Genomic DNA, 25,287 nt, shown 5'->3' with positions numbered 1-25,287 from the left:
AAGAGACAGGGGTTCGGCAGCGTCTACGCGACTACCGGTTTGCGAAAGTATCGGTGCGCTGGCGAAAGTATCGACACGAGTTTGTCGGGTTGTCAACGATTCCCGTAATGTCGCGGAAACCTGGCCGGTGTCGGGGGTTCGCGTCGTTCCTGGCCATCCCTGATGACCTGCCCGATCAGGTGTGGGCGGGGTTTCGGCCCGGGGATCGGGACGCCGGCCGGCGTCCCCGAAAGTTTCAGTTGTCCCAGTCCCGGGCTCCGCCGTCCAGCACGTGGTCGATGCGCGCGGCCAGCTCGACGTCCCGCGCGGTCACGCCGCCCGCGTCGGCCGTGGACAGCCGGAAGCGGATGCCGCTCGCGGTGCGCTCGATCACGGGATGGTGGTCGAGCACGTGGGCCTCGTTGAGCACCGCCCGGCTCAGCCAGTCGTAGCTGTCCGGCGTGACCGGAACGTCCTTGAGCAGGGCATCGCCGTCGTGGCGCCAGCCTTCCAGCGCCGCCAGCGCGGTGTCGATCTCCTCGCCGGTCAGGAGTCCCTCGGCCATGGTGTCCCCCGTGTCGTCGTCCTCGTTGATGGGCTACCACCGGTCGGGACGTTCACACCTGGCGGCGTCCACGGGCTCCTGGCGCCGCTTTTGCCGCCTGATCTGGAAATTTCCGGAAATTGAAACATTTCGGGGAGCGAAAGACGACGTGCAGGAGATATGGGGACGGTCGTGAGCTTGGTGTTTCCGAAACATTTCTGACTGGCGTTGACATGTTTCGGAGGCGTCTCCACAATGACCGCAGGTGCAGCCACCCTCCAACGATCAAGGGATCAGCATGATCGATCGGAACCGCCGCTCAGCCCTCATCGCCGCGCTCTTAGGCGCGATCCTCGCCGTCTGCCTGGCCGTGACCGCCGTCACCGCCACGTCCGCCGTGGCCGCCGGCCGCAGCCGTGCCGCCGCCGACTGCAGCGCGGGATACGTCGGGCTGACGTACGACGACGGCCCCAACGCCGGCAACACCGCCAACCTGCTCAACGCGCTGGCGTCGAACGGCCTGCGGGCCACGATGTTCAACACGGGCCAGAACGCCCAGAACAACCAGGCCCTGGTCAGGGCTCAGCGCGACGCGGGCATGTGGATCGGCAACCACAGCTGGTCCCACCCGCACCTCACCCAGCTCGGCAGCGCGCAGATCCAGTCGGAGCTGCAGCGCACCCAGCAGGTCATCCAGCAGGCCACGGGGGCCGCGCCGAGGCTGTTCCGGCCGCCGTACGGGGAGACCAACGCCACGCTGAAGTCGGTGGAGCAGCAGCTCGGCCTCACCGAGGTGCTCTGGGACGTCGACTCGCAGGACTGGAACGGCGCGAGCACCGCCGCGATCGTCCAGGCCGCCGGCCGCCTGCAGAACGGCCAGGTCATCCTCATGCACGACCAGTACGCGACGACGCTGGCCGCCGTCCCGCAGATCGCCGCGAACCTGCGCAGCCGCAATCTGTGCGCCGGGATGATCTCGACGGCCACCGGCAGGGCGGTCGCCCCCGACGGCGGCGGCCCGACGAGCCCGCCGTCGTCCCCGCCGCCCGGCGGCGGCTCCTGCACCGCCACGATCGCGCAGGGCCAGCAGTGGAGCGACCGCTTCAACCTGTCGGTGACCGTCTCCGGCTCGAACGCGTGGATCGTCACGGTCACCCTGTCCCCGCCGCAGAAGGTCATCGCGACCTGGAATGGCACCCCGTCGTGGGACTCCAGCGGCAACGTGATGACGATGCGGCCGAACGGCAGCGGCAACACCTTCGGCTTCACCATCCAGCACAACGGCAAGTGGACCTGGCCGTCGGTCTCCTGCCGGACGGGCTGACGCCAGGCGGGGTGTGGCGGATCCACGGGACACCGCCACACCCCGGCCCGGCCCGGCTGCCAGATCCCCGCGCCGAGCCGGGCAGCGGCGCGAGGCGCCCTGCTACGGGAGGGTCCACTTCTGGTTCGCGTTCGCGGTGCAGGACCAGATCTGCAGCGGGGTGCCGTCGGCCGGGCTCTGGCCCGCGGCGTCCAGGCATCTGCCGGTGGCCGGGTTGACCAGGCGCTGGGTGCCGCCGTCGTAGCGCCACTGCTGGTGGGTGTTGCCGCCGGTGCAGTCCCACAGCTGCACCCTGGTGCCGTCGGCGTTCACGCCGCCCTGCACGTCGAGGCACTTGCCCAGGGCACGCAGGGTGCCGTCGGCGGCCACTGTCCACGCCTGCGCCGCGCCGTTGGCGTCGCACGTGTAGAGCTGCACCTGCGTGCCGTTGGCCGGGTTGGCGGCGGCGACGTCCACGCACTTGCCGCCGATCCCCTTGATCTTCCCCGTACGCGATCCGCCGCCGCCGACGGTGAACTCGCCCCGGTTGAGCACCCGCGGCCCGAAGTAGCCGGCCTGCACGCTCGCGTTGGTGTTGTAGGCCGGGTCGGTGAGCCACTCCGCCCACACCATGAACCAGGTCCAGCGCGGCTGGGCGTCGAGCAGCGCGGGGCTGGGGACGCGGCCCACCTCCGCCAGGGAGATCGGCTTGCCGCCCGCCACGTTCAGCATCGCCTGGTAGTCGGAGGCGGAGGGCTCCATCTTGACCCAGACGTCCAGCGAGGCCACGTCCGCGTACGACGTGCCGGGCCAGTAGTCGCCGACCGAGCCCATGTTCAGGTCCTTGACGTTCCAGACCCACACGAGGTTCGTCAGGCCCTGCGCCGTGAAGTAGTCGTAGGTGATCTGGTAGAGCCTGCGGCTGCCGTTCGCCCCCGGACGGCCGCCCCACCAGGACCATCCGTCGTTCATCTCATGGATGGGCCGCCAGAGCACCGGCACGCCGGCGCTCTGCAACTGGCGCAGGTAGGGCAGCGCCTCGGCCAGGCGGTTCTTGAAGGCGGTGTTGAGCGCGGTGCCGTTGGTGACGAGCTGGCTCCACTGGCTGTCGGACAGGTGGCTGAGCACGCCGCCGGAGTCCCAGCCGCAGGTGGAGCCGGTGGTCGGCGGGCACATGTGCCAGGTCAGCGCCACGACGGAGCCGCCCTGCCACTGCCGGATGGCCTCGCTGACCATCGTCTGCCGGTTGGCGATGTCGGCGGCGGAGAACAGGAAGTCGCCGCCCCACAGACCGGGCGTCTGGCCGGTGATCCCCTGGGCGACGCGGGTGTACTTGGTGGGGTCGCTGTTGGGCTCGCGGTTGTGCTGGCCGGACAGGGTGTACCGGCCGGAGATCCCGGCCAGGTAGCTGATCAGCTCGCTCCTGGAGGCGGCGGGGAAGGCCTGGGCGGGGGACGCCAGGCCGGCGACGGCGCCCAGCGCCAGGGTCAGCGCCAGTAACAGGGACGGCCGGCTGCGGGGGGTGCGCATGGATCCTCCTCGATGCGGCGGGACGGGCGGACCTGATCGACGGCGGTCGGTCCACGCGTGCTTTACCGGGTAAGTGTCATGACCATAGGACCGCGTGACAACGATGTCAATGGAAAGAAACTTGCCAGTTACGTGGACGCAATGAGATTAGGTTTGTGACAAAGGCGGCCGAACGCTGCCGCTGCTTACTCGGTTAATTCAGAGGCGGTCACGTGAACAGCTGGCCGCCGTTGACGTCGATGGTCGCGCCGGTGACGGCACGGGCGTGATCGGAGGCGAGATAGACGACCGCGCGGGCCACGTCCTCCTCCGTGGCGATGCGGCGCAGCGCCATCGCCGAGACGTCGCGGGCGAGGATCTCCTCGAACGGCACGCCTTCCGCCGCGGCCCGGGTGCGCATCCACTCCTCCAGCACGTCACTGGCGATCCAGCCGGGCGCGACGCAGTTCACCCGCACCCCGTACGGCCCGAGCTCGTCGGCGAGGCAGTGGGACAGCAGGTGGGCGGCGGCCTTGCCGGCGGCGTAGTCGCTGCGCCCGGCGTAGCCCAGGCGGGAGGACATGGAGGTGATGTTGACGATCGAGCCCGAGCGCCGGGCCACCATGTGCGGCGCGATGAAGCGGCAGGCCAGCAGCGTGCCGTAACCACCCGTCTCGACGGCCTTGCGCCAGGACTCCAGGTCGCCGGCGGACATGTCGAGGACGTTCTTGCGGTGCGACCCCGGGAAGGCGGCGTTGACCAGCACGTCGACCCGGCCGAAGCGGTCGATCACGGTGCCCGCGAGCCGCTGGACGTCGTCGATGCTGGTCAGGTCGGCGGGCACGGCCAGCACGCCCGGCACCTCGGCCGCGGTCTGGTCGAGGGTGGCCGCGGTGCGGGCGGCCACGACGACGGCGGCGCCCTCGTCGCGCAGCAGTTTCGCCAGGGTGCGCCCCAGGCCGGGGCCCGCGCCGGTGATGACCGCGATCTTGCCCTCGAGTAACACGTCACGAGCTTACTCGTGCGACGCTTCGATCAGTTCTCTCATAATTGATGCAACTTCGATCACATCGGATCGGTAACATGGAGCGTCAGCGAGGAGGGGTATGACGAACACGGTGACCGGCTCCGCGCGGCGGGTCCCTGCGGCCGGGCCGCTGCTCACCACATGGGGGACCAGGGCCGAGCCGGCGGAGCTGGCCCGCGCACTGTCGCCGCCGGAGACGGCGCTGCCGGTCCCCGCCGCGGGGGCGGGCGTCTGGGCCCGGATCGAGCGGGGCACGGCCCTGCTCGCCGTCCGGGAGCGGGCGCTGGCGGAGTCGGGGACGCCCTGGCCGCAGCCGCTGGCCTCGCAGTACGCGCGCTTCTTCCGCGACGGCGACGGCGACCGCACGGCGTACGAGAGCCAGGTGTTCGAGCGCCAGCACCGCCTGACCAGGGCGGTGCTCGTGGCGACGGTCACCGGCACGGACGGCCCGCTGGACGAGGTGGCCGACGGCGTCCTCCAGCTGTGCGAGCAGAGCTCCTGGTGCTGGCCCGCGCACGAGGACACCTGCCGGCCCCGCGGGACGGTCCTGCCCGACCTCGCCGCGCCGTGCCTCGATCTCGGCGCCGCCGACGTGGCCGCCCAGCTCGCCTGGGCCGACCAGGTGCTCGGCGACCGGCTGGACGCGCGCTTCCCCGGCCTGCGCGAACGCGTGCGCTCGGAGGTGCGCGGACGGGTGCTCGACCCCTTCATCCGGCGGGACGACTGGCACTGGCTCGGGCTCGACGGCGACGTGCACAACTGGTGCCCGTGGATCTGCGGCAACGTCCTCGTCGCCGCGCTGCGCCTGGGCGGGCCGGAAGAGGAGCGGGCCGGACAGGTCGCCCGCGCCGTGGCCGGCCTCGACCGCTACCTCGCGGCACTGCCGGACGACGGCTCCGTTGACGAGGGCTACGAATACTGGTGGAACGGCGCCTGCCGCGCGCTGGAGGCGCTCGACCTCCTGGAGCACGCCACGTCGGGTGCGCTCGGCGCGGCGGAGATCCCCGTCGTGCGCGAGACGGTCCGCTTTCCCCATCGCATGCACCTCGGCGGGCCGTGGTATCTCAACGTCGCGGACGCGCGGGCCCGGCCGCCCGCCGGCCAGCCCTGGCACGAGCTGCACCGCTGGGGCCGCCGGCTCGGCGAGCCCGAGGTGGTCCGGCACGCCCGGTCGCAGCGCGGGGCCGGGGCCGGCGTCACGGCCGAGCTCGGGCGGGCGCTCAGGGAGCTCGTCGACGACGAATGGCAGGCCGGCGAGCCGGGCGAGCCGCCGCTGGTCGCCACCACCTGGCTGCCCGGCACGCAGCTCGGCCTGGCCCGTACGACGGCCGGCACGGCGCGCGGCCTGACGCTGGCCGTCAAAGGCGGGCACAACGACGAGCACCACAACCACAACGACGTCGGCTCCGTCGTCGTCGCGGTGGACGGCGTGCCCGTGCTCGCCGACGCCGGGCGGCCGACGTACACGGCGCAGACGTTCGGGCCCGGCCGCTACGACATCTGGACGATGCGCGGCGACTGGCACAACGTCCCCCAGGTGCGGGGCGTCGCTCAGGGACAGGGCCGCCGCTTCCGCGCGCGCGACGTCCGGGTGACGGACGAGCCCGGCCGCTTCGAGGTGCGGATGGACCTGGCCGCCGCCTACCCGGTGCCGGACCTGGAGCGGTGGTGGCGCACGGCCGCGCTCGACCGGGCCGGATCCCGCGTGACGATCGAGGACTCCTGGGAATTCACCGGCGGCGACGGACCCGGCGTCCTGCACTTCGTCCTGGCCGGGCAGGTCGAGCGGCGCTCCGCCGGGCAGGTCGTCGTGCGCCCTCGCGATGGCGGGCGGGCCGCGCTGGTCTCCTGGGACCCGGCCCGCGCGAGCGCCGCGCTCACCGTCCGCCCGCTCGGCGACCCGATGCTGTCGGACGTGTGGGGCGACCGCCTGACCAGGCTGGAGCTGCTCCTCGCCGGCACGGCGCGCGGCGCCTTCGAGGTGCGGGTGGAGGCGGGCGAATGACGCGCCCAGGCCGCCCCTGCCCCGCCGGACTCCCTTCACCCAGCACCGCAGCGGTGCCTTCGAGAAAGCCGGTGTCACAGTGACAGTCCCGGACCCGCCGACCCCGTTGCCGGACGAGCGCCGGGCCCAGGTCGTCGAGCTGCTGCGCAGGCGCGGCGTCGTCCGCGTCAACGAGCTGGCCTCGGAGCTGGACGTCTCGGTCATCACCATCCGCCGCGACATCGCGCTGCTGTCCTCGCAGGGCCTCATCCGCCGCGTACGCGGCGGGGCCGTGCTCCAGAGCGGCCCCGTGGCGGAGGCGCTCGGGAGCGGCGAGCCGGAGGAGGCGCCGCGCACGGCGGACGGCGCGGATGTGGAGGAGCCGCGGCTCACCATCGGCATGGTCGTGCCGTCGCTGAACTACTACTGGCCGGACGTGATCCGCGGCGTCCGCGAGGCCGCCGCCGCGTCCGGGGCGCGGATCGTCCTGCGCGGAGCCACCTACCGGGCCGCCGACGAGCGCCGCCAGCTCGCCCGGCTGGTCGAGACGGGCGAGGTGGACGGCCTGCTGGTCGCGCCGACCACGACCGGCGACGACGGGGAGGAGCTGGTGCGCTGGCTGCAGGGCACGGGGGTGCCGGTCGTCCTCATCGAGCGGGCCGCCGAGGTGGGCGACTACCGCGAGGCGATGGAATCGGTGGTCAGCGACCACGCCTTCGGGGCCGCCATGGCCGTGCGGCACCTGGCGGCGCTGGGCCACCGGCGCGTCGGGCTGATCACCACCCGGCAGAGCCCGACGAGCGTGCACGTCCGGCGCGGGTGGCGGCAGGCGTGCGACGAGCTGGGCCTGCTGCTCGACGCCGTGCCCGACGTCAACACGGTCGACCAGCGCGATCCCGGCTGGCCGGAGGCGCTGGACGCCGTGCTCGACGCGTGCGTCTCCTCGCGGACGACGGCGCTGCTCGTCCACTCCGACCCGGAGGCCATCAGCCTGGTGGAGCGCTGCCGCGAGCGCGGCATCCAGGTGCCCGGAGACCTGGCCCTGGTGACCTATGACGACGAGGTCGCCGAGCTGTGCGATCCGCCGCTGACGGCCGTCCGGCCGCCCAAGGCGGCCATCGGCCGGGCGGCCTTCGCGATGCTCGCGGCGCGCCTGGCCGACGGCGATCCGGAGCGGCCCGCGCACCGCGTCATCATCGAGCCGCGCCTGATCGTCCGGTTCTCCTCGTCGTAGCGGCTACGCTCCTGCGAGCGCCGTGCCGGTGTCCAGGCGGTCCTCCGTGCCGTCCGGCCAGGTCAGGATGGCGGTCCCGGCGCCGTCCCAGGACAGGGCCGGCGGCTCGGCCGGGTCCTGGCCGCCGAGGAAGATCGCCACGTCGTACCAGGTGCCCGGTCGTGCCGGTCCCGTGGTGCCGCACCAGGGGACCGAGGTCCAGGTCGCCAGCGGGGTGGCGTCCTCGGCGTGCAGCACGCCGGAGGCGTCCAGCCCCGGTCCGGGGAAGAGCCGGGAGCGCAGGACCCCGTTCGACGCGGCCGGCCGCCCATCACGTGCGGGCTCCTCGGCCACGGGCAGGGGCCAGCCGCCGAGACGCAGCGGGCCGAGCGGCGCCTCTCCGGACGCCGGCACCCGGACCAGGCGCAGCTCCCAGGGGCCGCGCACGGCGGAGATCACCTCCAGCCACGGCCCCAGGCGGGGCGTCCCGGACCGCCCGCTGCCGTGATCCGGCTGATCGGCGTCAGGGGTGACCCAGTGAGCCCGCCAGCGCGACGCCCCGGCGAGCGTCCCGGAAGGAAGCCGGCCGGTGAAGGTGGTCTCGAACCCCGTGCGGTGGCTGGGCCGCCCGCTCTCGTCGAGGATCGCGGCGGACTGGTCGAAGGGCTCGGCCGAATGCGCTCCGGCCAGCAGCGGCGAGGTCGCGGTCGAGTAGCCGAGCCGCGCGTACAGCGGCGAGTCGGTCAGGTTCGTCCCGGGGCGCGAGTGGTCGGTGCCGTGGTTGACCACGCGTACGACCCCGTCCTCGCGGGTGCCGCTGACCAGCCAGCCGGGTGCCCGGACGGCCAGGTGGAAGTCACCCGACTCGACCGGCAGCGGCTCCTCGACGGCCGTCCACACCGGGTGGCCGGCCGGCAGCGACAGGCCGAACAGGCCCTTGGCCGCCCAGTACGGGGAGCCGGGGCCGGAGTAGGACTGCGCGATCGGCCGCCACTCCCGGTGCCAGCCGAGCGTCAGGATGCCGTCGTCGCCGGGCGCGCCGTGCTCGACGAAGTGGCGGGCGATGCCGGAGGCGGCGCGGCGCAGGAGCCCGGGGCCCGGTGACGGCGTGCCGGCGCGCGCGCCCGCCCAGAACTGGGCGGCGGCGGCGAAGCGGTAGGTGAGGCTGCGGCCCTGGACGAGCGGGGAGCCGTCGGCGCCGACGAGGTGGACGGCGTCGTGCAGGTAACGTTCGAGCCGTGCCAGGTACACCGGCCGCCGCGTGTCCGCCGCCGGCTCGCCGGCCGCCATCTCGGTCCACATCAGCGGGTAGAAGTGCAGCGCCCAGCCCACGTAGTGGTCATAGGAGCGCTCGGCGCCGTCGGCGTACCAGCCGTCCTCCCTCGCGAAGCCGTCGGTGAGCGCCAGGCCCTCGTCGATGTCCTTGGCCGAGCAGGGCCCGCCGGCGGAGGCGAGGAACTGCTCGACGATGATCTGGAACCAGATCCAGTTGATCGGGGGGTAGCCGGAGCCGATCGCGGGCGCGAGGTAGTCGACGACCTGCTCCTGCACGAGGGGCGAGAGCCGGTCCCACAGCCACGGCCTGGTCAGGTGCAGCACCAGGGCGATGGACGCGGCCTCGACCTTCGCCTGGTCGTGCTCGTCCAGGCGCACCCAGCGCTCCGGCGAGCGGGGGTCGGTCCCGGCGGCGAGCCCCTGGGCGTACCAGTCCAGCAGGCCCAGCGGGTCGCGCCCGCCCTCGCCAGCGATCCGGAACCCGGCCGCCAGGAACGTGCGCGCGAAGCCCTCCAGCCCGTCGACGTCGGACCCGTAGCCGCCCGGCGCGCCGGGGAAGGAGACGCGCGCGTGGGAGTTCGAGGCGTACGGCCGGGCCGACAGCAGGAGATGGTCCGCCAGCGCCGCCCAGTGGTCCCGCGTCCACCCGGTGTACGGAGAGAGCCGGCGGTCGTCCAGGTCCCGCAGGGATTCGCGCAGTGTGCGCATCCATCCTCCTGAGCTGTTCGAGCATGCACGATCAATATCGATCAGATATACGTGATCGAACTGATTAACAAGGTATTGACGCGATTGTAACGATCGGTCATGATCGGCGCCATCGGAAAGCGCTTGCCGCGATGGGCAGAGTGAAGCGAGGCAGAACCATCAATCACAGCAACGTGGTCATGAGGCCAGACGCATGACGAGACGACCGCAGGCCCTGCTGGTCATGGATCACGCGACGTTCGGCGTGCAGTTCCAGGAGCCGCAGCTGCGCCGGTTGCGTGCGCTGGCCGACCTGGGCGAGCCGATCGTGACCGACGATCTCGGCACGGCGGCGGCCCGGCGCCGGCTGCGCGAGGCCGAGGTGCTCCTGACCTCGTGGGGCTGCCCGCCCCTGACGCCCGACCTGCTCGCCGACGCGCCGCGGCTGCGGGCGATCTTCCACTGCGCGGGCACGGTACGCCCGTTCGCGACCGACGAGGTCTGGCGCCGCGGCATCCTGGTCACCAGCGCGGCCGACGAGAACGCGATCCCGGTCGCCGAGTTCACCCTCGCCGCGATCATCTTCGCCGGGAAGAAGGCGCCCTTCCTCGCCCAGGACGCGCTCATGCGCCGCGCGTCCTGGTCCTCCCTGGTCAAGCGCGAGGACCTGTCCAACCGCGGGCGCGTGGTCGGGATCGTGGGCTACTCCCGGGTGGGCCGCCGGGTCGTCGAACGGCTTCGCGACCTGGAGGCGGAGGTCCTGGTCGCCGATCCCTACGCCGTACCGTCCGAGGTGAGCGCGGCCGGCGCGCGCCTGGTCGAGCTGCCCGACCTGCTGCCGCGCTGCGACGTGCTCAGCCTGCACGTCCCCGAGCTGCCCGCCACCCGCCACCTCATCGGGGCGCCGGAGCTGGCCCTGCTGCCCGACGGCGCGACCGTGATCAACACGGCGCGCGGCGCCGTGCTGGACACCGCGGCCCTGGAAGGGGAGTGCTCCGCCGGGCGACTCAACGCGATCCTCGACGTCACCGACCCCGAACCGCTGCCCCTGAGCTCGCCGTTGCACGGCCTGCCCAACGTGATGATCACCCCCCACGTCGCCGGATCTCTCGGCTCGGAGACCCGGCGGATGAGCGAAAGCGCGCTCGACGAGCTGGAACGCTACGTGACCGGCCGGTCGCCGAGGGCGGCCGTGACCGTGGACGAGTTCAAGGTGAGCGCCTGAGCCCGATACCGGCTCAACGGAAAGGAACCGGATCAATGATCGCTTGGAACACCTCGCGCCGCCTGATGAGAGGGCTGGGCGCGATGGCCGCGCTCGCACTCGCCGTGACCGCCTGCGGCGGATCCGGCGAGCCGGCGAGCGGCGGCGACGGGAACGTCACCCTGTCGGTCTCGGTGTGGAACCTCGCCAAGACCCCCGAGTTCACGGCGCTGTTCGACGCCTTCCAGAAGGCGAACCCCACCATCAAGATCAAGCCGGTGGACATCCTCGCGGACGACTATCCCGACAAGGTCTCCACGATGCTCGCCGGCGGCGACAAGACCGACGTGATCACGATGAAGAACGTCATCGACTATTCGCGCTACTCCAGCCGCGGGCAGCTCCTCGACGTCACCGACGTGGTCAAGGCCACCGACACCGCGAAGCTGGCGGGCCTGCCCGCCTTCGACCTCCAGGGCAAGTATTTCGCGATGCCGTACCGGCAGGACTTCTGGCTGCTCTACTACAACAAGAAGCTCTTCGAGAAGGCGGGCGTCACGATGCCCGACCAGCTCACCTGGGACGACTACGTCAAGCTGGCGCAGCAGCTCACCCGCGAGGAGGGCGGCAAGAAGGTCCACGGCACCTACCACCACACCTGGCGGTCGGTGGTGCAGGCCGTCGCCGCCGCGCAGACCGGCGGCGACCAGCTCAGCGGCGACTACTCCTTCTTCACCGACCAGTACGCGGTGGCGCTCGGGCTGCAGAAGTCCGGCGCGACGCTCGACTTCGGCACCGCGACCGCGCAGAAGTCGGACTACCGGACGCAGTTCGAGACCGGCGCCACGGCCATGATGCCCATGGGCACCTGGTACGTCTCCGGCATCCTGGAGGCCAAGGGGAAGGGCGCCACCGACGTCGACTGGGGGCTGGCCCCGATGCCGCAGCGCCCCGGCGGCTCGGGGGTGACGACGTTCGGCTCGCCGACCGCCTTCGCCGTCAACGCGCGGGCCGAGCACGCCGACGCCGCCAAGAAGTTCGTCCAGTTCGCCGCCGGCCCGGCGGGCGCGGAGGCGATCACCAAGGTGGGCGTGGTGCCGGCGCTGCAGACGCCCGAGATCACCAAGGCGTACTTCTCCCGTGAGGGCATGCCCGCCGACGAGCTGTCGAAGAAGGCCTTCGCGCCGGACAAGGTCACGCTGGAGATGCCGGTCAGCGACAAGGCGTCCGACATCGACACCATCCTCAACGAGGAGCACCAGCTCATCATGGTCGGCGAGAAGACGGCCGCGGACGGCATCCGCTCCATGAACGAGCGCGTCAAGAGTGAGGCGCTCAACTAGGTGACCGGCGGCGGGCCCGCGGCGCCGGCCTCCGGCGCCCGCCGCGTCCCGGTCCCTTTCAGACGTCACAGAAGGACGGTCATGGCCCATGTGATGACGCCTCCGGCGCGGCCCGCGCCGGAGGCGCCGCCCCCCAGGAAGCGCGCGTGGCGCGACATCCTCATCGGATGGAGCTTCATCCTCCCGAACTTCCTCGGCTTCGCGCTGTTCACTCTCGTCCCGATGGTGGCCGCGTTCGCGCTGGCGTTCCTGGACTGGGACTCCTACAGCACGCCCGAGTGGGTGGGGCTGAAGAACTTCCAGCGCATGCTCGGTGACGAGAACTTCCACGTCGCGCTCCGCAACACGCTCTTCTACGCGGCCGGTCACATCCCGCTCACGCTGGTGGCCGCGCTCGGCCTGGCGATCGTGCTGAACCGCAAGCTGCGCGGGATGGTCCTCTTCCGCACCGCGGCGTTCTTCCCCTACGTCACCTCGCTGGTCGCCGTGGCCATCGTCTGGAACATGCTGTTCAACCCGACGGCCGGGCCGCTCAACCAGGTGCTCGAAGCGCTCGGCGTCGACAGCCCGCCCCGGTGGGTGGCCAGCACGGACTGGGCCATGCCGGCGGTGATCATCACCAGCGTGTGGCGGGACATGGGGTACTACATGGTGCTCTACCTGGCCGGCCTGCAGACGATCCCGAAGGAGTACTACGAGGCCGCCACGGTGGACGGCGCCAACGCCTGGCAGCGCTTCTGGGGCATCACCCTGCCGAGCCTGCGGCCGACGACGTTCTTCGTCGTCGTCATGCTGACCATCCAGAGCTTCAAGGTCCTCGACCTCATCGTGGTCATGACCGACGGCGGCCCGGGCCGCAGCACGAAGGTCCTGGCCCAGCTCGTGTACGAGCAGGGCATCAGGGAGGGCCGGTTCGGCTACTCCTCGGCGATCGCGCTGGTGCTCTTCCTCATCGTGCTCACCGCCACCCTCGTCCAGTTCCGGCTCAACGAACGGAGGAACGGCTGATGACGACGCTGCGCGAGGCTCCGCCGGCCGCGGCCCGGCCGCGCCCGCCGTCCGGGCCGGACGGGGTGGACCGGCCCGCCCGGGGTCCCGTCCGCACGGCGGCGACCTACGTGGCGCTCGCCGTGGTCACGGCGCTGGTGCTGGTGCCGTTCGGCTGGATGGTGTCGTCGTCGCTGAAACGCGACAACGAGGTCCTGACCATCCCCATCGAGTGGATCCCCGACGAGCTGCGCTGGTCGAACTTCGTCGACATCTGGCAGCGCATCCCGCTGCTGACCTATCTGGGCAACTCGGCGTTCCTCGCCGTGACGATCACGCTGCTGCAGGTGCTCAGCGGCAGCTTCGCCGCCTACGGGTTCGCCAAGGTGCGCTTTCCTGGCCGGGACGCGTTGTTCGTCGCCTACATCGCCACGATCGCCGTGCCGTGGCAGGCGTACATGGTGCCGCAGTACATCATGATGCAGCGGGCCGAGCTGACGGACACGTACTGGTCGATCATCCTGCTGCAGGCGTTCGGCGCGTTCGGCGTCTTCCTCATGCGCCAGTACTACATGTCGATCCCCGACGACCTGTGCGAGGCCGCGCGGATCGACGGCCTGAGCGAGTACGGCATCTACTGGCGGATCATGCTGCCCCTGTCCAGACCGGCGCTGGCCAGCCTGGCCCTGCTCACCTTCGTCAACACCTGGAACGACTACATGGGGCCGTTCATCTACCTGACGAGCAACGAGCTGTGGACCGTGCAGCTCGGGCTGCGCTCGTTCGTCGGGCAGTACGAGGCCGAGTACGCCATGATCATGGCCGGCGCGGTGCTGTCGGTGCTGCCGATCCTGGTCATCTTCCTGCTGGGCCAGCGCTACTTCATCCGCGGCATCGCGACGAGCGGGCTCAAGGGATGAGCGCGCAGGGGCGGGTCACCGGGGTGCGCCGCCTGCTGCGGCCGGCCGCGCAGACCACGTACGAGAAGGTCTTCGGGACCGTCTACGTCGGGCTCATGACGAACGTGCTGCTCGCGGTCGCCTTCGCGCCGCTCCTGGCGGCGCTGGCGATCGTGCGCGACCCGATCGCGTCGTGGCCGTTCTTCGTCGCGCTGTCACCGCTGTGCGCGCCCGCCCTGACCGGGGCGTTCGCCTGCTTCGCCGCGCTGGGCGACGGGGGGACGGCCGTCGTGCTGCGCCCGTTCTGGGCCGGCTACCGGCGCGGCGCGGGCCGTGCGGCGCTGGTCTGGGCGGGCGGGGCCGCGGCCGTCAGCGTGCTCGGGCTCGACGCCGTGGTCGTCGCGCGCACCGGCTGGGGGCCGGCGCTCGTCCCGTTCTTCGGCACGGCGGCGGCGCTGGTGGCGGCCGTGACCGTCGCCGTACTCGTGCTGCTCGCCGAGCCGCGCGACGAGCCGGTGCGCGCCCTGCTGCGCCCCTGCGTCTACCTCGTGGCGCGGCGCTGGCACCTGGCCGCGCTCAACATCGTCGTGCTCGGCCTGGCCGGGTACGTCGTGCTGACCAAACCGGTGATCGGCGTGCTGCTCCTGGGCGCGCCCCTGCTGTACCTCGTGTGGGCCACGACGAGATACATCGTCGCCCCCGTCCACACGCCTGAGCGAATGAGCACCTCCATGTGACAGAGGCAACAGAGCACAGGAAGGACGGCACGATGAGAGGAAACGGCAGGCTTTTACGGTTGGGGACGGCCCTCGCCCTGGCGGCGGGAACGGTCGTCTGGGCGGTGGCCGCGGTCACCACGACCGCCCAGGCGGCCACCAACGGCTTCAGGGGCGTCAACTGGGCCGACGAACGCGACAACTTCGTCGACGACACGCTCGTGCTCGGCGGTCTGAGCACCTCGGACAGCTACGCGACCACGCAGGCCAAGGCGGACCGGATCCTGTCCAGCTTCCAGGCCAACCTGGGGGCCAACACGGTCCGCCTGCCGGTCAACCACCCCACCGTCTCGGGGGCGTACTGGAACTCCTATACCGGCGCCATCGACATGGCGACCGCCAAGGGCATGAAGGTCATCCTCAGCTACTGGGAGGCCGACAGCTCGCGTGACGGCCTGGTGGACGACACCACGCAGTTCTGGGCGATGTGGCAGAAGATCGTGGCCAGGTACGGGGGCAACAGCCTCGTCCACTTCGAGCCGATGAACGAGCCCCACGGATACAGCGACGCGAACTGGAAGAACCTGGCCGCGCAATGGCTGGGCAACTACCCCTCCGTGCCGCGGGGCCGGGTCATCATCAGCGGCGCCGGCTACAACCAGCGGCTGGCCACGATCGGGAGCGACAGCCGCTTCGACGGCACGCTGATCTCCTTCCACACCTACCGGTTCTTCAACAACAGCCTCACCAGCGAGCTGCAGTGGCGGCAGAACCTGCGTGACAGCGTCGGCGGTTACGCCGGCCGGGTCCTCATCACCGAGTGGGGCGCGCCCATGACGGACGGCCGCGACTACGACCACCCCTCGCTCGGCGACCCGTTCGTCGCGTTCGTCCGGGGCGTCGCCGCCGAGGCCAGGGCGCTCGGCCTGGGCACGGTCTACTGGCCGGGCGTGCGCGTCAACGACTGGTACCGGCTGCAGGAGATCAACGGCAGCGGCACGAACCTCACGCTCTCGACCACCAGCGCCTCGGGACGCGACCAGCTCCGTTACTCGTGGGGCGTCTCCGACGGCCTGCCGCCGACGCCCGCGTCCGTCTACCACCGCGTGGTCAACCGCAACAGCGGCCGGGTCATGGACGTCATCGCCGCGTCGACCGCCAGCAACGCCGAGGTCAAGCAGTACGCCTGGAACGGCGGCGAGAACCAGCAGTGGTACTTCGAGGACGCGGGCGGCGGATACTTCCGCCTCGTCAACGTCAACAGCGGCATGTGCCTGGACGTGGCGGGCGGATCGAGCGCCGACGGCGCCAACGTGATCCAGTACACCTGCGGCACCGCCGCCAACCAGCAGTGGCAGTGGCGGGCCACCGGCGGCTACTACCAGCTGGTCGCCCGCCACAGCGGCAAGTGCCTGGACGTGGCCGGCTCCGGCACCGGCGACGGCGCCGACATCCAGCAGTACGCCTGCAACAGCGGCGCCAACCAGCAGTGGTCACGCGTCCAGTCGTAGACGAGGCCGCCGGGTGAGCCGGCCGGGCGTGGAATTTTCATGGCCGGGCGGCCTGCCCCGGTGATCGCTCGCGCGGTGCGCCTGCCACGTTCGGCCAGCTCGGCCCCTGCTTAATGGTCAAGGGGCCGGGCCGGCCGCCCGCGGGCCGGCGCGGCGGCGGCTGTACGGGCCGGACGGCCCTGCGTACATTCCGACCGTTGCGAACCCAGCGAGGAGAGAGCCGAGATGAGATCCATGCCATGGATCGCCGCGGCCGGCGCGGCGATCGTCGCACTGGTCGTGAGCGCTGTCCTGTTCATGAGGGTCCCGCCCGCGAACGCGGCCGTGGGCCTGCACGTCAGCGGTACGAACATCGTCGAGGCCAACGGCCGGACGTTCACCATGCGCGGGGTCAACCATCCGCACGTCTGGTACACGAACCAGACCAGCTCGTTCGCCGCTGTCAAGGCGCTCGGGGCCAACACCGTGCGCGTGGTGCTGGGCAGCGGCAAGCGCTGGGGCCCGTCCACCGACGTCGCCAACGTGATCTCCCTGTGCAAGCAGAACCAGCTGATCTGCGTCCTGGAGGTGCACGACACCACCGGGTACGGCGAGGACGGCGCGGCCGCCACGCTCGACGAGGCGGTCAACTACTGGATCAGCCAGAAGAGCGCGCTCGTCGGCCAGGAGAACTACGTCGTGATCAACATCGGCAACGAGCCGATCGGCAACACCAACGCCGCCCAGTGGACCGGCGCGACCACGGCCGCCATCCAGAAGATGCGCAGCAACGGCTTCGAGCACCTGCTCATGATCGACGCCCCCAACTGGGGCCAGGACTGGCAGTACGTGATGCGCGACAACGCCCAGACGATCCTGAACGCCGACAGCCGCCGCAACACGGTGCTGTCCATTCACATGTACGCCGTCTTCAACACCGCCGCGGCGATCACCGACTACCTCAACCGGTTCAGGGACAACGGCTGGCCGCTGGTCATCGGCGAGTTCGGCTGGCGCTTCGGCGCCGGCGAGGTGGATCACGAGACGCTGCTGTCGGAGGCGGTGTCCCGCGGCCTCGGTTACCTCGGCTGGTCCTGGAGCGGCAACACCGACCCGATCCTGGACATGGCGGCGAACTTCGACCCCGCTCAGCTCACCACCTGGGGACAGCGGATCTTCAACGGCGCCAACGGCATCAAGGCCACGGCCAAGGAGGCCGGCATCTACGGCGGCGCCACCCCGACGGTGACCACCACCATCACGAGCACCCCCACGCCCACGGTCACGCCCGCTGGCTCGTGCCGGGTGGCGTACACGATGAACACGTGGAACACCGGCTTCACCGCCAATCTCACGATCACCAACACCGGCTCATCGGCGGTGAACGGCTGGCGGCTGACGTTCACCCTGCCCGCCGGGCAGGCGATCACCAACGGCTGGGGCGCGTCGTACTCGCCGGCCGGCGGTCAGGTCACCGCCACCAACGCCGCCTGGAACGGCGGCCTCGCGCCGGGCGCCGCCACCACCGTCGGCTTCCAGGCCACCCACACCGGCGACACCGCCGAGCCCGCCTCCTTCGCCCTCAACGGGGCCGCCTGCCAGGTCGTCTGACCTCACGGCAGGAGGGCACCCCTGACATCGGATCATTTCGGCCGTAGAAGTCGCCGGGTTTGACATAGCCACTGGTCAGACCCGGCGCCTTCATGTGGGCGGTCTTTCGGCTGCCGAAAACATCGGATGCCGCCCTTGTTGCGTGCTGGTTTCGGTGCTATTTCCTTAGGTCATGGTCCCGTGTGATCGGAGGAATCAGTGCCCCACCCCCCGAGGCGACGATTCAGTGCCAGTTTGATCGTCGTGTTCGCCCTCGCAGCCGGCCTATCAGCCCCGGCACACGCGCAAGCAACCTCACAGCCGGCCTCTGGGGCCGACCAGACACCCGATGACTTGACCCTCTGGTACGACAAGCCCGCCACGGACTGGGAGACCCAGGCGCTGCCCATCGGCAACGGCCCCCTCGGCGCGATGGTCTTCGGCGGCGTCGCGTCCGAGCAGATCCAGTTCAACGAGAAGACCTTATGGACCGGCGGCCCCGGCTCTCCCGGCTACGACTTCGGCAACTGGAAGAGCTCCCGGCCGGGCGCCATCGCCGAGGTCCAGCAGCAGATCGACCGCGACGGCAAGATGGCCCCGAACGACGTGGCCGCCAAGCTGGGCCAGCCCAAGACGGGCTTCGGCGCGTACCAGACCTTCGGGGACCTGTTCCTGGACGTCGCCGGCGCGCCCCAGAGCCCGGCCGGCTACCGGCGCGAGCTGAGCCTGCGCGAGGCCGTGGCCCGCGTCGGCTACACCGCGGACGGCGTGCGCTACTCGCGCGAGTACTTCGCCAGCAACCCCGGCAACGTGATCGTCGGGCGGCTGTCGGCCGACCAGGCCGGCAAGGTGTCGTTCACGCTGCGGCACACCTCGCCCCGCAACGACAAGACCGTCACCGCCGCCGGCGGCCGGCTCACCATCCAGGGGCGGCTCGGCGGCAACGGGATGCGGTTCGAGGCCCAGGTCCAGGTGATCGCCCAGGGCGGCACCCGTACCGACGCCGGCGACCGGATCACGATGACCGGCGCGGACAGCGCCGTGTTCGTGCTGTCGGCCGGCACCGACTACGCCGACGCCTACCCCGCCTACCGGGGCGAGGACCCGCACGCCAAGGTCACCGCCGCGGTGGACGCCGCCGCCGGCAAGAGCTACGACGACCTCAGGAAGGCGCACGTCGCCGACTACCGCGAGCTGTTCGACCGGGTGCGGCTGGACCTCGGCCAGTCGCCGTCCGAACTGCCCACCGACCAACTGCGCAGGAACTACACCGGCGGCGCCGCGACCGGCGACCGGGCGCTGGAGTCGCTGTTCTTCGCCTACGGCCGCTACCTGCTCATCTCCTCCTCCCGCGAGAGCGACCTGCTCCCGGCCAACCTCCAGGGCGTGTGGAACAACTCGACCAGCCCGCCCTGGTCGGCCGACTACCACGTCAACATCAACCTGCAGATGAACTACTGGCTCGCCGAGCAGACCAACCTGCACGAGACGACCGAGCCGTACGACCGCTACATCTCCGCCATGGTCGCGCCGGGCCGCAAGACCGCCCAGGACATGTACGGCGCGCGCGGCTGGGTGGTCAACAACGAGACCAACCCGTTCGGCTTCACCGGCGTGCACAACTACGCCAGCTCCTTCTGGTTCCCCGAGGCCGCCGCCTGGACCACCCAGCACCTGTACGACACCTACCGCTTCACCGGCGACACCGGCTACCTGCGGGAGACCGCGTACCCGGTGATCAAGGGCGCGGCGGAGTTCTGGCTCGACTTCCTGCACACCGACCCGCGCGACGGCAGGCTCGTGGTGTCCCCGAGCTACTCGCCCGAGCACGGCGACTTCTCCGCGGGCGCGTCGATGTCGCAGCAGATCGTCCGCGAGGTGCTCACCAACGCCCTGGCCGCGGCCAGGAAGCTGAAGGTGGACGAGGGCTTCCAGACCGAGGTGAGCGCCGCCCTGGCCAAGCTCGACCCGGGCCTGCGCGTCGGCTCCTGGGGCCAGCTCCAGGAGTGGAAGAGCGACTGGGACTCGCGGACCGACACCCACCGGCACGTATCCCACCTGTACGCGCTCCACCCGGGCAACCAGATCACCCCCGGCACCCCCGAGGCCGAGGCGGCCAAGGTGTCGCTGACCGCGCGCGGCGACGGCGGCACCGGCTGGTCCAAGGCATGGAAGGTCAACTTCTGGGCGCGGCTGCTGGACGGCGACCACGCGCACAAGATGCTCGCCGAGCAGCTCAAGAGCTCCACGCTGGACAACCTGTGGGACACCCACCCGCCGTTCCAGATCGACGGCAACTTCGGCGCCACCTCCGGCATCGCCGAGATGCTGGTGCAGAGCCAGCACGACGTGGTCCACGTGCTGCCCGCGCTGCCGTCCGCCTGGAGGAACGGCTCCGTGAGCGGCTTGCGCGCCCGCGGCGACGTCACCGTGGACGCCACCTGGAAGGACGGCGCCCCCGACACCGTCACCGTGCACCCGGGCAAGACCGGCCCGATCACCGTCAAGTCGCCGTTCATCGCCGGCCGCTACCGCGTCTACGACGAGCAGGGTCACGAGGTCGGCCCGCGCCGCGACGGCGACACCCTGAGCTGGACCGCCCGCGCGGGCAAGGCGTACACGATCCAGAACGAGGCGGCCGTCGCGCTGACCGCGCCCGCCACCGTGCAGCCGGGCGTCCCGTTCCAGGCCGAGGTCGCGGTCACGGCCACCCGCCGGCGCGCGGTGCCCGCCTCCGACGTGACGCTCACCGTGCCCCAGGGCTGGAGCGCCGAGCCGGCCACCCGGCACCTGGCCGCCGTGGCCCCGGGACGGTCGCTGACCGCGGCCTTCACCGTCACGCCCGGGCCCGCGGACGGCTCGCGGCGCGCGGTGCTGGCCGCCGCGGTCGCCGGGGACTCCTGGAAGGGCGCGGCCACCGCCGTGCTCGCCCTGGAGCCCTGCGCCGCGGCCCCGCCGGGCTCGGTCCTGGTCGCCTGGGACCCGAAGGAGGGCGGGACCGTGACCGACGCCTCGGGCAACGGCCGCGACGCCACCCTCACCGGCGGCACCGCCTCCTACGACGCCACCGCCCCCTCCGGCAGCGGCCTGGTGCTCGACGGCAACACGTACCTGACCACTGCGGACACCACGCTCGGCCTGGTGCGCGAGGCGACGTTCGCGGCCGAGGTCAAGATCGCGGGCAGCGGCTACCGCCGGTTGTTCGACTCCCAGAGGTCCGGCGACCCCGGCACCGACGGCGTGCTCATCGACGTCACCCCGAGCAACACGCTGCGCTTCATCGGGGCCGGCGCGAACGTCGGCCTGAACACCACCCTCCCAGCGGGCCGCTGGATCGACCTCGTCGTCACCCTCGACCGCACCGGGGCCATCACCGTCTACGTGGACGGCGAGCGCAAGGCCACCGGGCAGGCCACCTCCGACGGCATCACCGGCTGCACCGCCCGCTCGCTGCGCTTCGGCGCCGACCAGGGCGGCGGGCAGCGGCTGACCGGCTCGGTGGACCGCGCCGCCGTCATCGCCCGGACCCTGACCGCGGAGGAGGTCAAGAGCTGGCGGGAGCTGGCCTTCGGCTGAGCCGGACGGGACGGCGTGGCACCTGGCCGCGCCGTCCTACCGTCTTCGCTCGTCTGATCACTCAGAGTCATGATCATTGTTATGGTAACGATATCTGCCGAAGATTCCGACATTCTGGCTGCCGTGCAACCCTTGCCGCGATCAATTCCGACCTGACGGGGGAGTTCGCCGGTGGCAGGCATCCAGGAGACGGAGCGAGTACACGAGGCTTTTGCGGATCAGGTACGGCGTACCCCTGATCGGGTCGCCGTGGTCGCGGGCTCGGCCCGCGTGACCTATGCCGAGCTGGACGCCCGTGCCGAGCGGATCGCCGGCGAGTTACGCAGCCGGGGCGCGGGACGTGGCGACTCCGTGGGCGTGTGCCTGGACCGGGACGACTGGCTGATCGCGGCCCTGCTGGGAGTGTGGCGGGCGGGGGCGGCGTACGTGCCGCTGGACCCGGCCTATCCCGCCGATCGGCTGGAGTTCATCGCGTCGGACGCGGGCATGGCACACCTGATCACCTCCGAGCCGGTTGCGCGGAGGCAGGAGGCCGTCCTCAGAGCCTCGGGCGCCGCGGCCCTGCTGATCGAGTCGGTGGCAGGCGGCGATCCGGACGCGGCCGGTTCGCACGGCGGGCGCGCCGTGCCGGGCGATCCGGACGCGGCCGGCCCCGATGGCGGGGGTGCCGTGCCCGGAGACGGGGCGGACGCCGCCTACGTGATCTACACCTCCGGCTCGACCGGCCGCCCCAAGGGCGTGGTCGTCGAGCATCGCAACGTCATGGCGCTGCTGCGCCACGAGGCCACGCGTTACCCGGACGAGCTGGGCGGCATGCTCTTCGCCACGTCGGTGTGCTTCGACCCATCGGTGACGCAGATGTTCCTGCCGCTGATCCGCGGCGGGACCGTGATCGTGGCCGACAACCTGCTGGCGCTGCCCGCCCTCCCGGCCCGTGACGAGGTGACGTGCGTCTACGGCGCCCCCTCCGCGCTGGTCGCGCTGCTGAGCGAGCCGCTGCCCTCCGGCGTGCGCCTGGTGATCGCCGGTGGCGAGCCGCTGACCAGGGCCCTGGTCGACCGCATCTACGCCAATCCCGGCGTTCGCCGCGTTGTAAACGTATACGGGCCGACGGAATGCACGGTCACCTGCACCTCCCACGAGGTCCTGCGCGACGACGACGGCGAGCCGCCGATCGGCTCGGCGTACGCGGGCTCGGTGCTCACCGTGCGCGACGCCGGCGGGCGGCCGGTGGCCGACGGCGAGATCGGCGAGCTGTGGGTGGCCGGGCCGCTGGTCGGCCGGGGATATCTGAACCGGCCGGCGCTGAGCGCCGAACGGTTCGTGACCGACGAGGAGGGCGTACGCCACTACCGCACCGGCGACCTCGTCCGCCGCGAGAACGGGATCTGCCACTACGCGGGCCGCAACGACGACCAGGTCAAGGTGGCCGGGTTCCGGGTCGAGCTGGGGGAGGTGCAGGGCAGCCTGACCCGGCATCCGGGCGTGGACCACGCGGTCGTGCTCACCCAGGACGACTCCCGCGGGGTGCGGCGGCTGGTCGCCTACGTCCAACCGGCCGAGGCGGGCCTGGCGGAGGCCGGGTTGCGCCAGTGGCTGCGCGAGCGGCTGCCCGACTACATGGTGCCGTCCAGGATCGCGCTCATGGAGCGCATCCCGCTCGGTCCCACCGGGAAGGTGGACCGGGCCGCGCTCCCCGCGCTGGAGTTCGCCCCCGAGCTCGGCCCCTACGTCGCGCCGCGCGACGACACCGAGCGGCGGCTCGCCGAGATCGTCGGGGCGGTGCTCGGCGTCGAGCAGGTCGGCGTCCACCACCATTTCATCGACCTCGGCGGCGAGTCGCTGGCCGCCGCCCGCATCTGCGCGGTCATCGAACGGGAGCTGGGCGCGCGCGTGGCGCTCACCACCTTCCTGGGCCGGCCCACGATCGCCGAGCTGGCCCCGCTCGTGGCGGCCGCCCGGGCCGCATCACCTGGGCCCGCCGCGCCCCGGCTGACCCGCCACCCGGGCAGGGACCGGTACCCGCTCACGGCCGCGCAGCACGGCATGTGGCTGCTGCGCGAGGTCAGCCGCACCCAGAACGCCACGACGCTCGCCTTCCGCCTGCGCCTGACCGGGCTCGACTCGGCCGAGCCGGTCAGGCTCGCCCTGGACGCGCTGGTCCGCGAGCACGAGGTGCTGCGCACCGTCATGGTGACCGGCCCGGACGGGGAGCCGACGGCGGAGGTCCGGCCGCCGGCGCCGGTCCCGCTGGAGGAGCACCGGTACGCCCCCGGCCTGGCCGAGCGCCTCGCCGTCCACGGCTTCGACCTCTCGGCCGACGTCCCGCTCCTGCGCGCGGCCCTGCTCTGGCACGACGACGAACCGACCGAGCGAGCCGCTGAGCAGGCCCCCGGCCGGATATCCGGGCCGGGTGTTGGGCGGGTGGCCGAGTTGATCGTGGTCACCGACCACACCGCCTACGACGGCTGGTCCAACGCGGCGCTCATGGCGGCGCTGACCGGCACCGTCGCGGAGCAGCCCGTGCAGGTCGGCGACATCGCCCTGCTGGAGCGGGAGCTGGCCGCGGATCCGGCCAGGACCGAGCGGCTGCGCGCCTTCTGGGCGGAGGAACTGGCCGGGGCGGAGCCGCCGTACGACTTGTCGGCCCGCGCCCGCAGCGGTCCCAGCCGGTTCCGCGGCACCCGGCTGGTGCGCAGCGTGCCGGCGCGGACGGCGACCCGGGTGGGGGAGCTGGCGGCGGCGACCGGCACGACCCCGTTCGCGGTCTACTTCACCGTGCTCGGCCTGCTCGTGGCGGCCCAGACCGACCGCCCCGACGTGCTGCTCGGCGCGGCCGTCGCCGACCGCGCCCACCCCGAGCTGGAGGGGCTCATCGGCCCGCTCGTCGACGTGCTGCCCGTGCGGCTCCGCCTCGACGGCGAACTTTCCGTACGCCGGGCCATCACGCAGGCGGCGGCCGCCACGACCCGGTCGCTCGATCACATCGGCCTGGCGCCTGAGGAGCGGCTGGCCGTCTCCGGCATCGGGCGTCCCCGTGGCACGATGCTCACCCCTGTCGTGCTGTCCTACCAGCCACCCGCCGTACCGGTGCGGCTGGCACGCGACGGGCTCACCGTGGAGCTGCTCGGTGAGCTGAGCGGCGGGGGTGCGCAGGCGCCGTACACGCTGTTCGTGAACACCACGGTGGACGGCGTGGAGATCCAGGTCGAGTACGACATTGACCACTTCACCCGGGAAGAGGCGGAATCCTTCGCCGACCGGCTCATGCGGTTGCTCGAAGCCGCGGTGGCCGGCCCGGACCTGCCCTTGTCCTCGTTCGAGCTGGTCACCGCGGACGAACGGGCCCGGCTCCTGGCCTGGGGCGCCGGTGCGCCGCTGCCCGAGCCCGGCTCGGGGACCGTCGTACATGAGGTGCTGGAGCGAGCGGTTCGTCACCCGGGGCGGGTGGCGGTGGCGGACGGGTCAGGCGAGCTGACCTACGCCGAGCTGGCCGAGCTCTCGGCCCAGGTCGCCGCCGCCCTGCACAGCACGCCCGACGCAGACGGCCCGGGCGGCCCGGGTGGTCTTGGCAGTCGTCCAGGCCGTTCAGGTGGTCCAGGCGGTACAGCAGGTGGAGACGGCACAGGTGGTGGTGGCGGTCGCGTTGTGGGGGTGTGCCTGCCGCGTGACCGGCACCTGCCCGCCGCGCTCGTCGGCGTGGCCAGGGCGGGCGCGGCCTACGTGCCGCTCGAACCCGACCACCCGGCCGAGCGGCTGCGGAACCAGCTCGCCGACTCCGGCGCCACGGTGGTGCTCGCCTCGGGAGACACCCTCAGGCTCGCCCACGAACTGGCCGAAGCCACCGGCGCGACCGTCCTGGACCTGGCCGCGCTGCGCCCAGCCACGCCGGGCACGGTCGGGTCGGGCACGGTCGGGTCGGGCACGGTCGGGTCGGGCGGGGAAGTGCCGAGTTCGGGAG

General features: G+C 71.9%; 16 protein-coding genes. 12 read left to right on the top strand and 4 right to left on the bottom strand.

Annotated elements, in window-relative coordinates:
- Window positions 1-235 precede the first annotated feature (235 nt).
- Complete coding sequence (locus ETD85_RS41140) at window positions 236-544, bottom strand: 4a-hydroxytetrahydrobiopterin dehydratase (RefSeq protein WP_138695252.1); 309 nt, start codon at window positions 542-544, stop codon at window positions 236-238.
- 277 nt (window positions 545-821) lie between these two features.
- Between ETD85_RS41140 and ETD85_RS41135 the strand changes: the two genes are divergently transcribed.
- Window positions 822-1,847: a polysaccharide deacetylase family protein gene (locus ETD85_RS41135; RefSeq protein WP_138695251.1), complete on the top strand. Its 1,026-nt coding sequence runs from the start codon at window positions 822-824 to the stop codon at window positions 1,845-1,847.
- Between the two features lie 102 nt (window positions 1,848-1,949).
- On the opposite strand, the gene ETD85_RS41130 is transcribed toward ETD85_RS41135, so the two are convergent.
- Window positions 1,950-3,356, bottom strand: a complete 1,407-nt coding sequence (locus ETD85_RS41130) for a glycosyl hydrolase (protein WP_138695250.1) — start codon at window positions 3,354-3,356, stop codon at window positions 1,950-1,952.
- 208 nt (window positions 3,357-3,564) lie between these two features.
- A complete protein-coding gene (locus tag ETD85_RS41125) occupies window positions 3,565-4,341 on the bottom strand; it encodes an SDR family oxidoreductase (RefSeq protein ID WP_138695249.1) in 777 nt (258 codons plus the stop codon).
- A gap of 100 nt (window positions 4,342-4,441) precedes the next feature.
- Here ETD85_RS41125 and ETD85_RS41120 point away from each other — a divergent pair, with 100 nt between their 5' ends.
- Together ETD85_RS41120 and ETD85_RS41115 are read left to right on the top strand one after the other, a co-directional pair.
- Window positions 4,442-6,367, top strand: coding sequence for a heparinase II/III domain-containing protein (locus ETD85_RS41120; RefSeq protein ID WP_138695248.1), 1,926 nt, complete (start codon window positions 4,442-4,444; stop codon window positions 6,365-6,367).
- A gap of 79 nt (window positions 6,368-6,446) precedes the next feature.
- Window positions 6,447-7,580, top strand: coding sequence for a substrate-binding domain-containing protein (locus ETD85_RS41115; RefSeq protein ID WP_206059175.1), 1,134 nt, complete (start codon window positions 6,447-6,449; stop codon window positions 7,578-7,580).
- A 3-nt stretch (window positions 7,581-7,583) separates the two neighbouring features.
- On the opposite strand, the gene ETD85_RS41110 is transcribed toward ETD85_RS41115, so the two are convergent.
- Window positions 7,584-9,542 carry a DUF2264 domain-containing protein gene (locus ETD85_RS41110; RefSeq protein WP_138695247.1) on the bottom strand — a complete coding sequence of 653 codons (1,959 nt, stop codon included), beginning with the start codon at window positions 9,540-9,542 and terminating at the stop codon, window positions 7,584-7,586.
- A gap of 193 nt (window positions 9,543-9,735) precedes the next feature.
- Here ETD85_RS41110 and ETD85_RS41105 point away from each other — a divergent pair, with 193 nt between their 5' ends.
- From ETD85_RS41105 to ETD85_RS41065, 9 genes are all read left to right on the top strand, one after another.
- Window positions 9,736-10,746, top strand: coding sequence for a hydroxyacid dehydrogenase (locus ETD85_RS41105; protein ID WP_138695246.1), 1,011 nt, complete (start codon window positions 9,736-9,738; stop codon window positions 10,744-10,746).
- A gap of 35 nt (window positions 10,747-10,781) precedes the next feature.
- Window positions 10,782-12,068: an ABC transporter substrate-binding protein gene (locus tag ETD85_RS41100; protein ID WP_206059174.1), complete on the top strand. Its 1,287-nt coding sequence runs from the start codon at window positions 10,782-10,784 to the stop codon at window positions 12,066-12,068.
- Between the two features lie 81 nt (window positions 12,069-12,149).
- Entirely contained in the window at window positions 12,150-13,076 is a 927-nt protein-coding gene (locus ETD85_RS41095) for a carbohydrate ABC transporter permease (RefSeq protein WP_138695245.1), read from the top strand.
- Window positions 13,076-13,975 carry a carbohydrate ABC transporter permease gene (locus ETD85_RS41090; protein WP_138695244.1) on the top strand — a complete coding sequence of 300 codons (900 nt, stop codon included), beginning with the start codon at window positions 13,076-13,078 and terminating at the stop codon, window positions 13,973-13,975. Before ETD85_RS41095 ends, ETD85_RS41090 begins: the two co-directional genes overlap by 1 nt.
- Window positions 13,972-14,691, top strand: a complete 720-nt coding sequence (locus ETD85_RS41085; protein ID WP_138695243.1) for a ferredoxin-NADPH reductase — start codon at window positions 13,972-13,974, stop codon at window positions 14,689-14,691. The genes ETD85_RS41090 and ETD85_RS41085 overlap by 4 nt, the downstream gene beginning before the upstream one ends.
- 59 nt (window positions 14,692-14,750) lie before the next feature.
- A complete protein-coding gene (locus tag ETD85_RS41080) occupies window positions 14,751-16,181 on the top strand; it encodes an RICIN domain-containing protein (protein ID WP_170247121.1) in 1,431 nt (476 codons plus the stop codon).
- A gap of 225 nt (window positions 16,182-16,406) precedes the next feature.
- Entirely contained in the window at window positions 16,407-17,771 is a 1,365-nt protein-coding gene (locus ETD85_RS41075; protein WP_138695241.1) for a cellulase family glycosylhydrolase, read from the top strand.
- 333 nt (window positions 17,772-18,104) lie between these two features.
- On the top strand, window positions 18,105-21,326 hold the full coding sequence (locus ETD85_RS41070) for a glycosyl hydrolase family 95 catalytic domain-containing protein (protein ID WP_138695240.1): 3,222 nt from the start codon (window positions 18,105-18,107) through the stop codon (window positions 21,324-21,326).
- A 171-nt stretch (window positions 21,327-21,497) separates the two neighbouring features.
- A partial coding sequence (locus tag ETD85_RS41065; protein ID WP_138695239.1) for a non-ribosomal peptide synthetase occupies window positions 21,498-25,287 on the top strand: 3,790 nt, incomplete at its 3' end.

The sequence above is a fragment of the Nonomuraea zeae genome, assembly GCF_005889725.1.
Classification (GTDB): Bacteria; Actinomycetota; Actinomycetes; order Streptosporangiales; family Streptosporangiaceae; genus Nonomuraea; species Nonomuraea zeae.
This window is presented reverse-complemented; position numbering and strand designations above follow the sequence as displayed.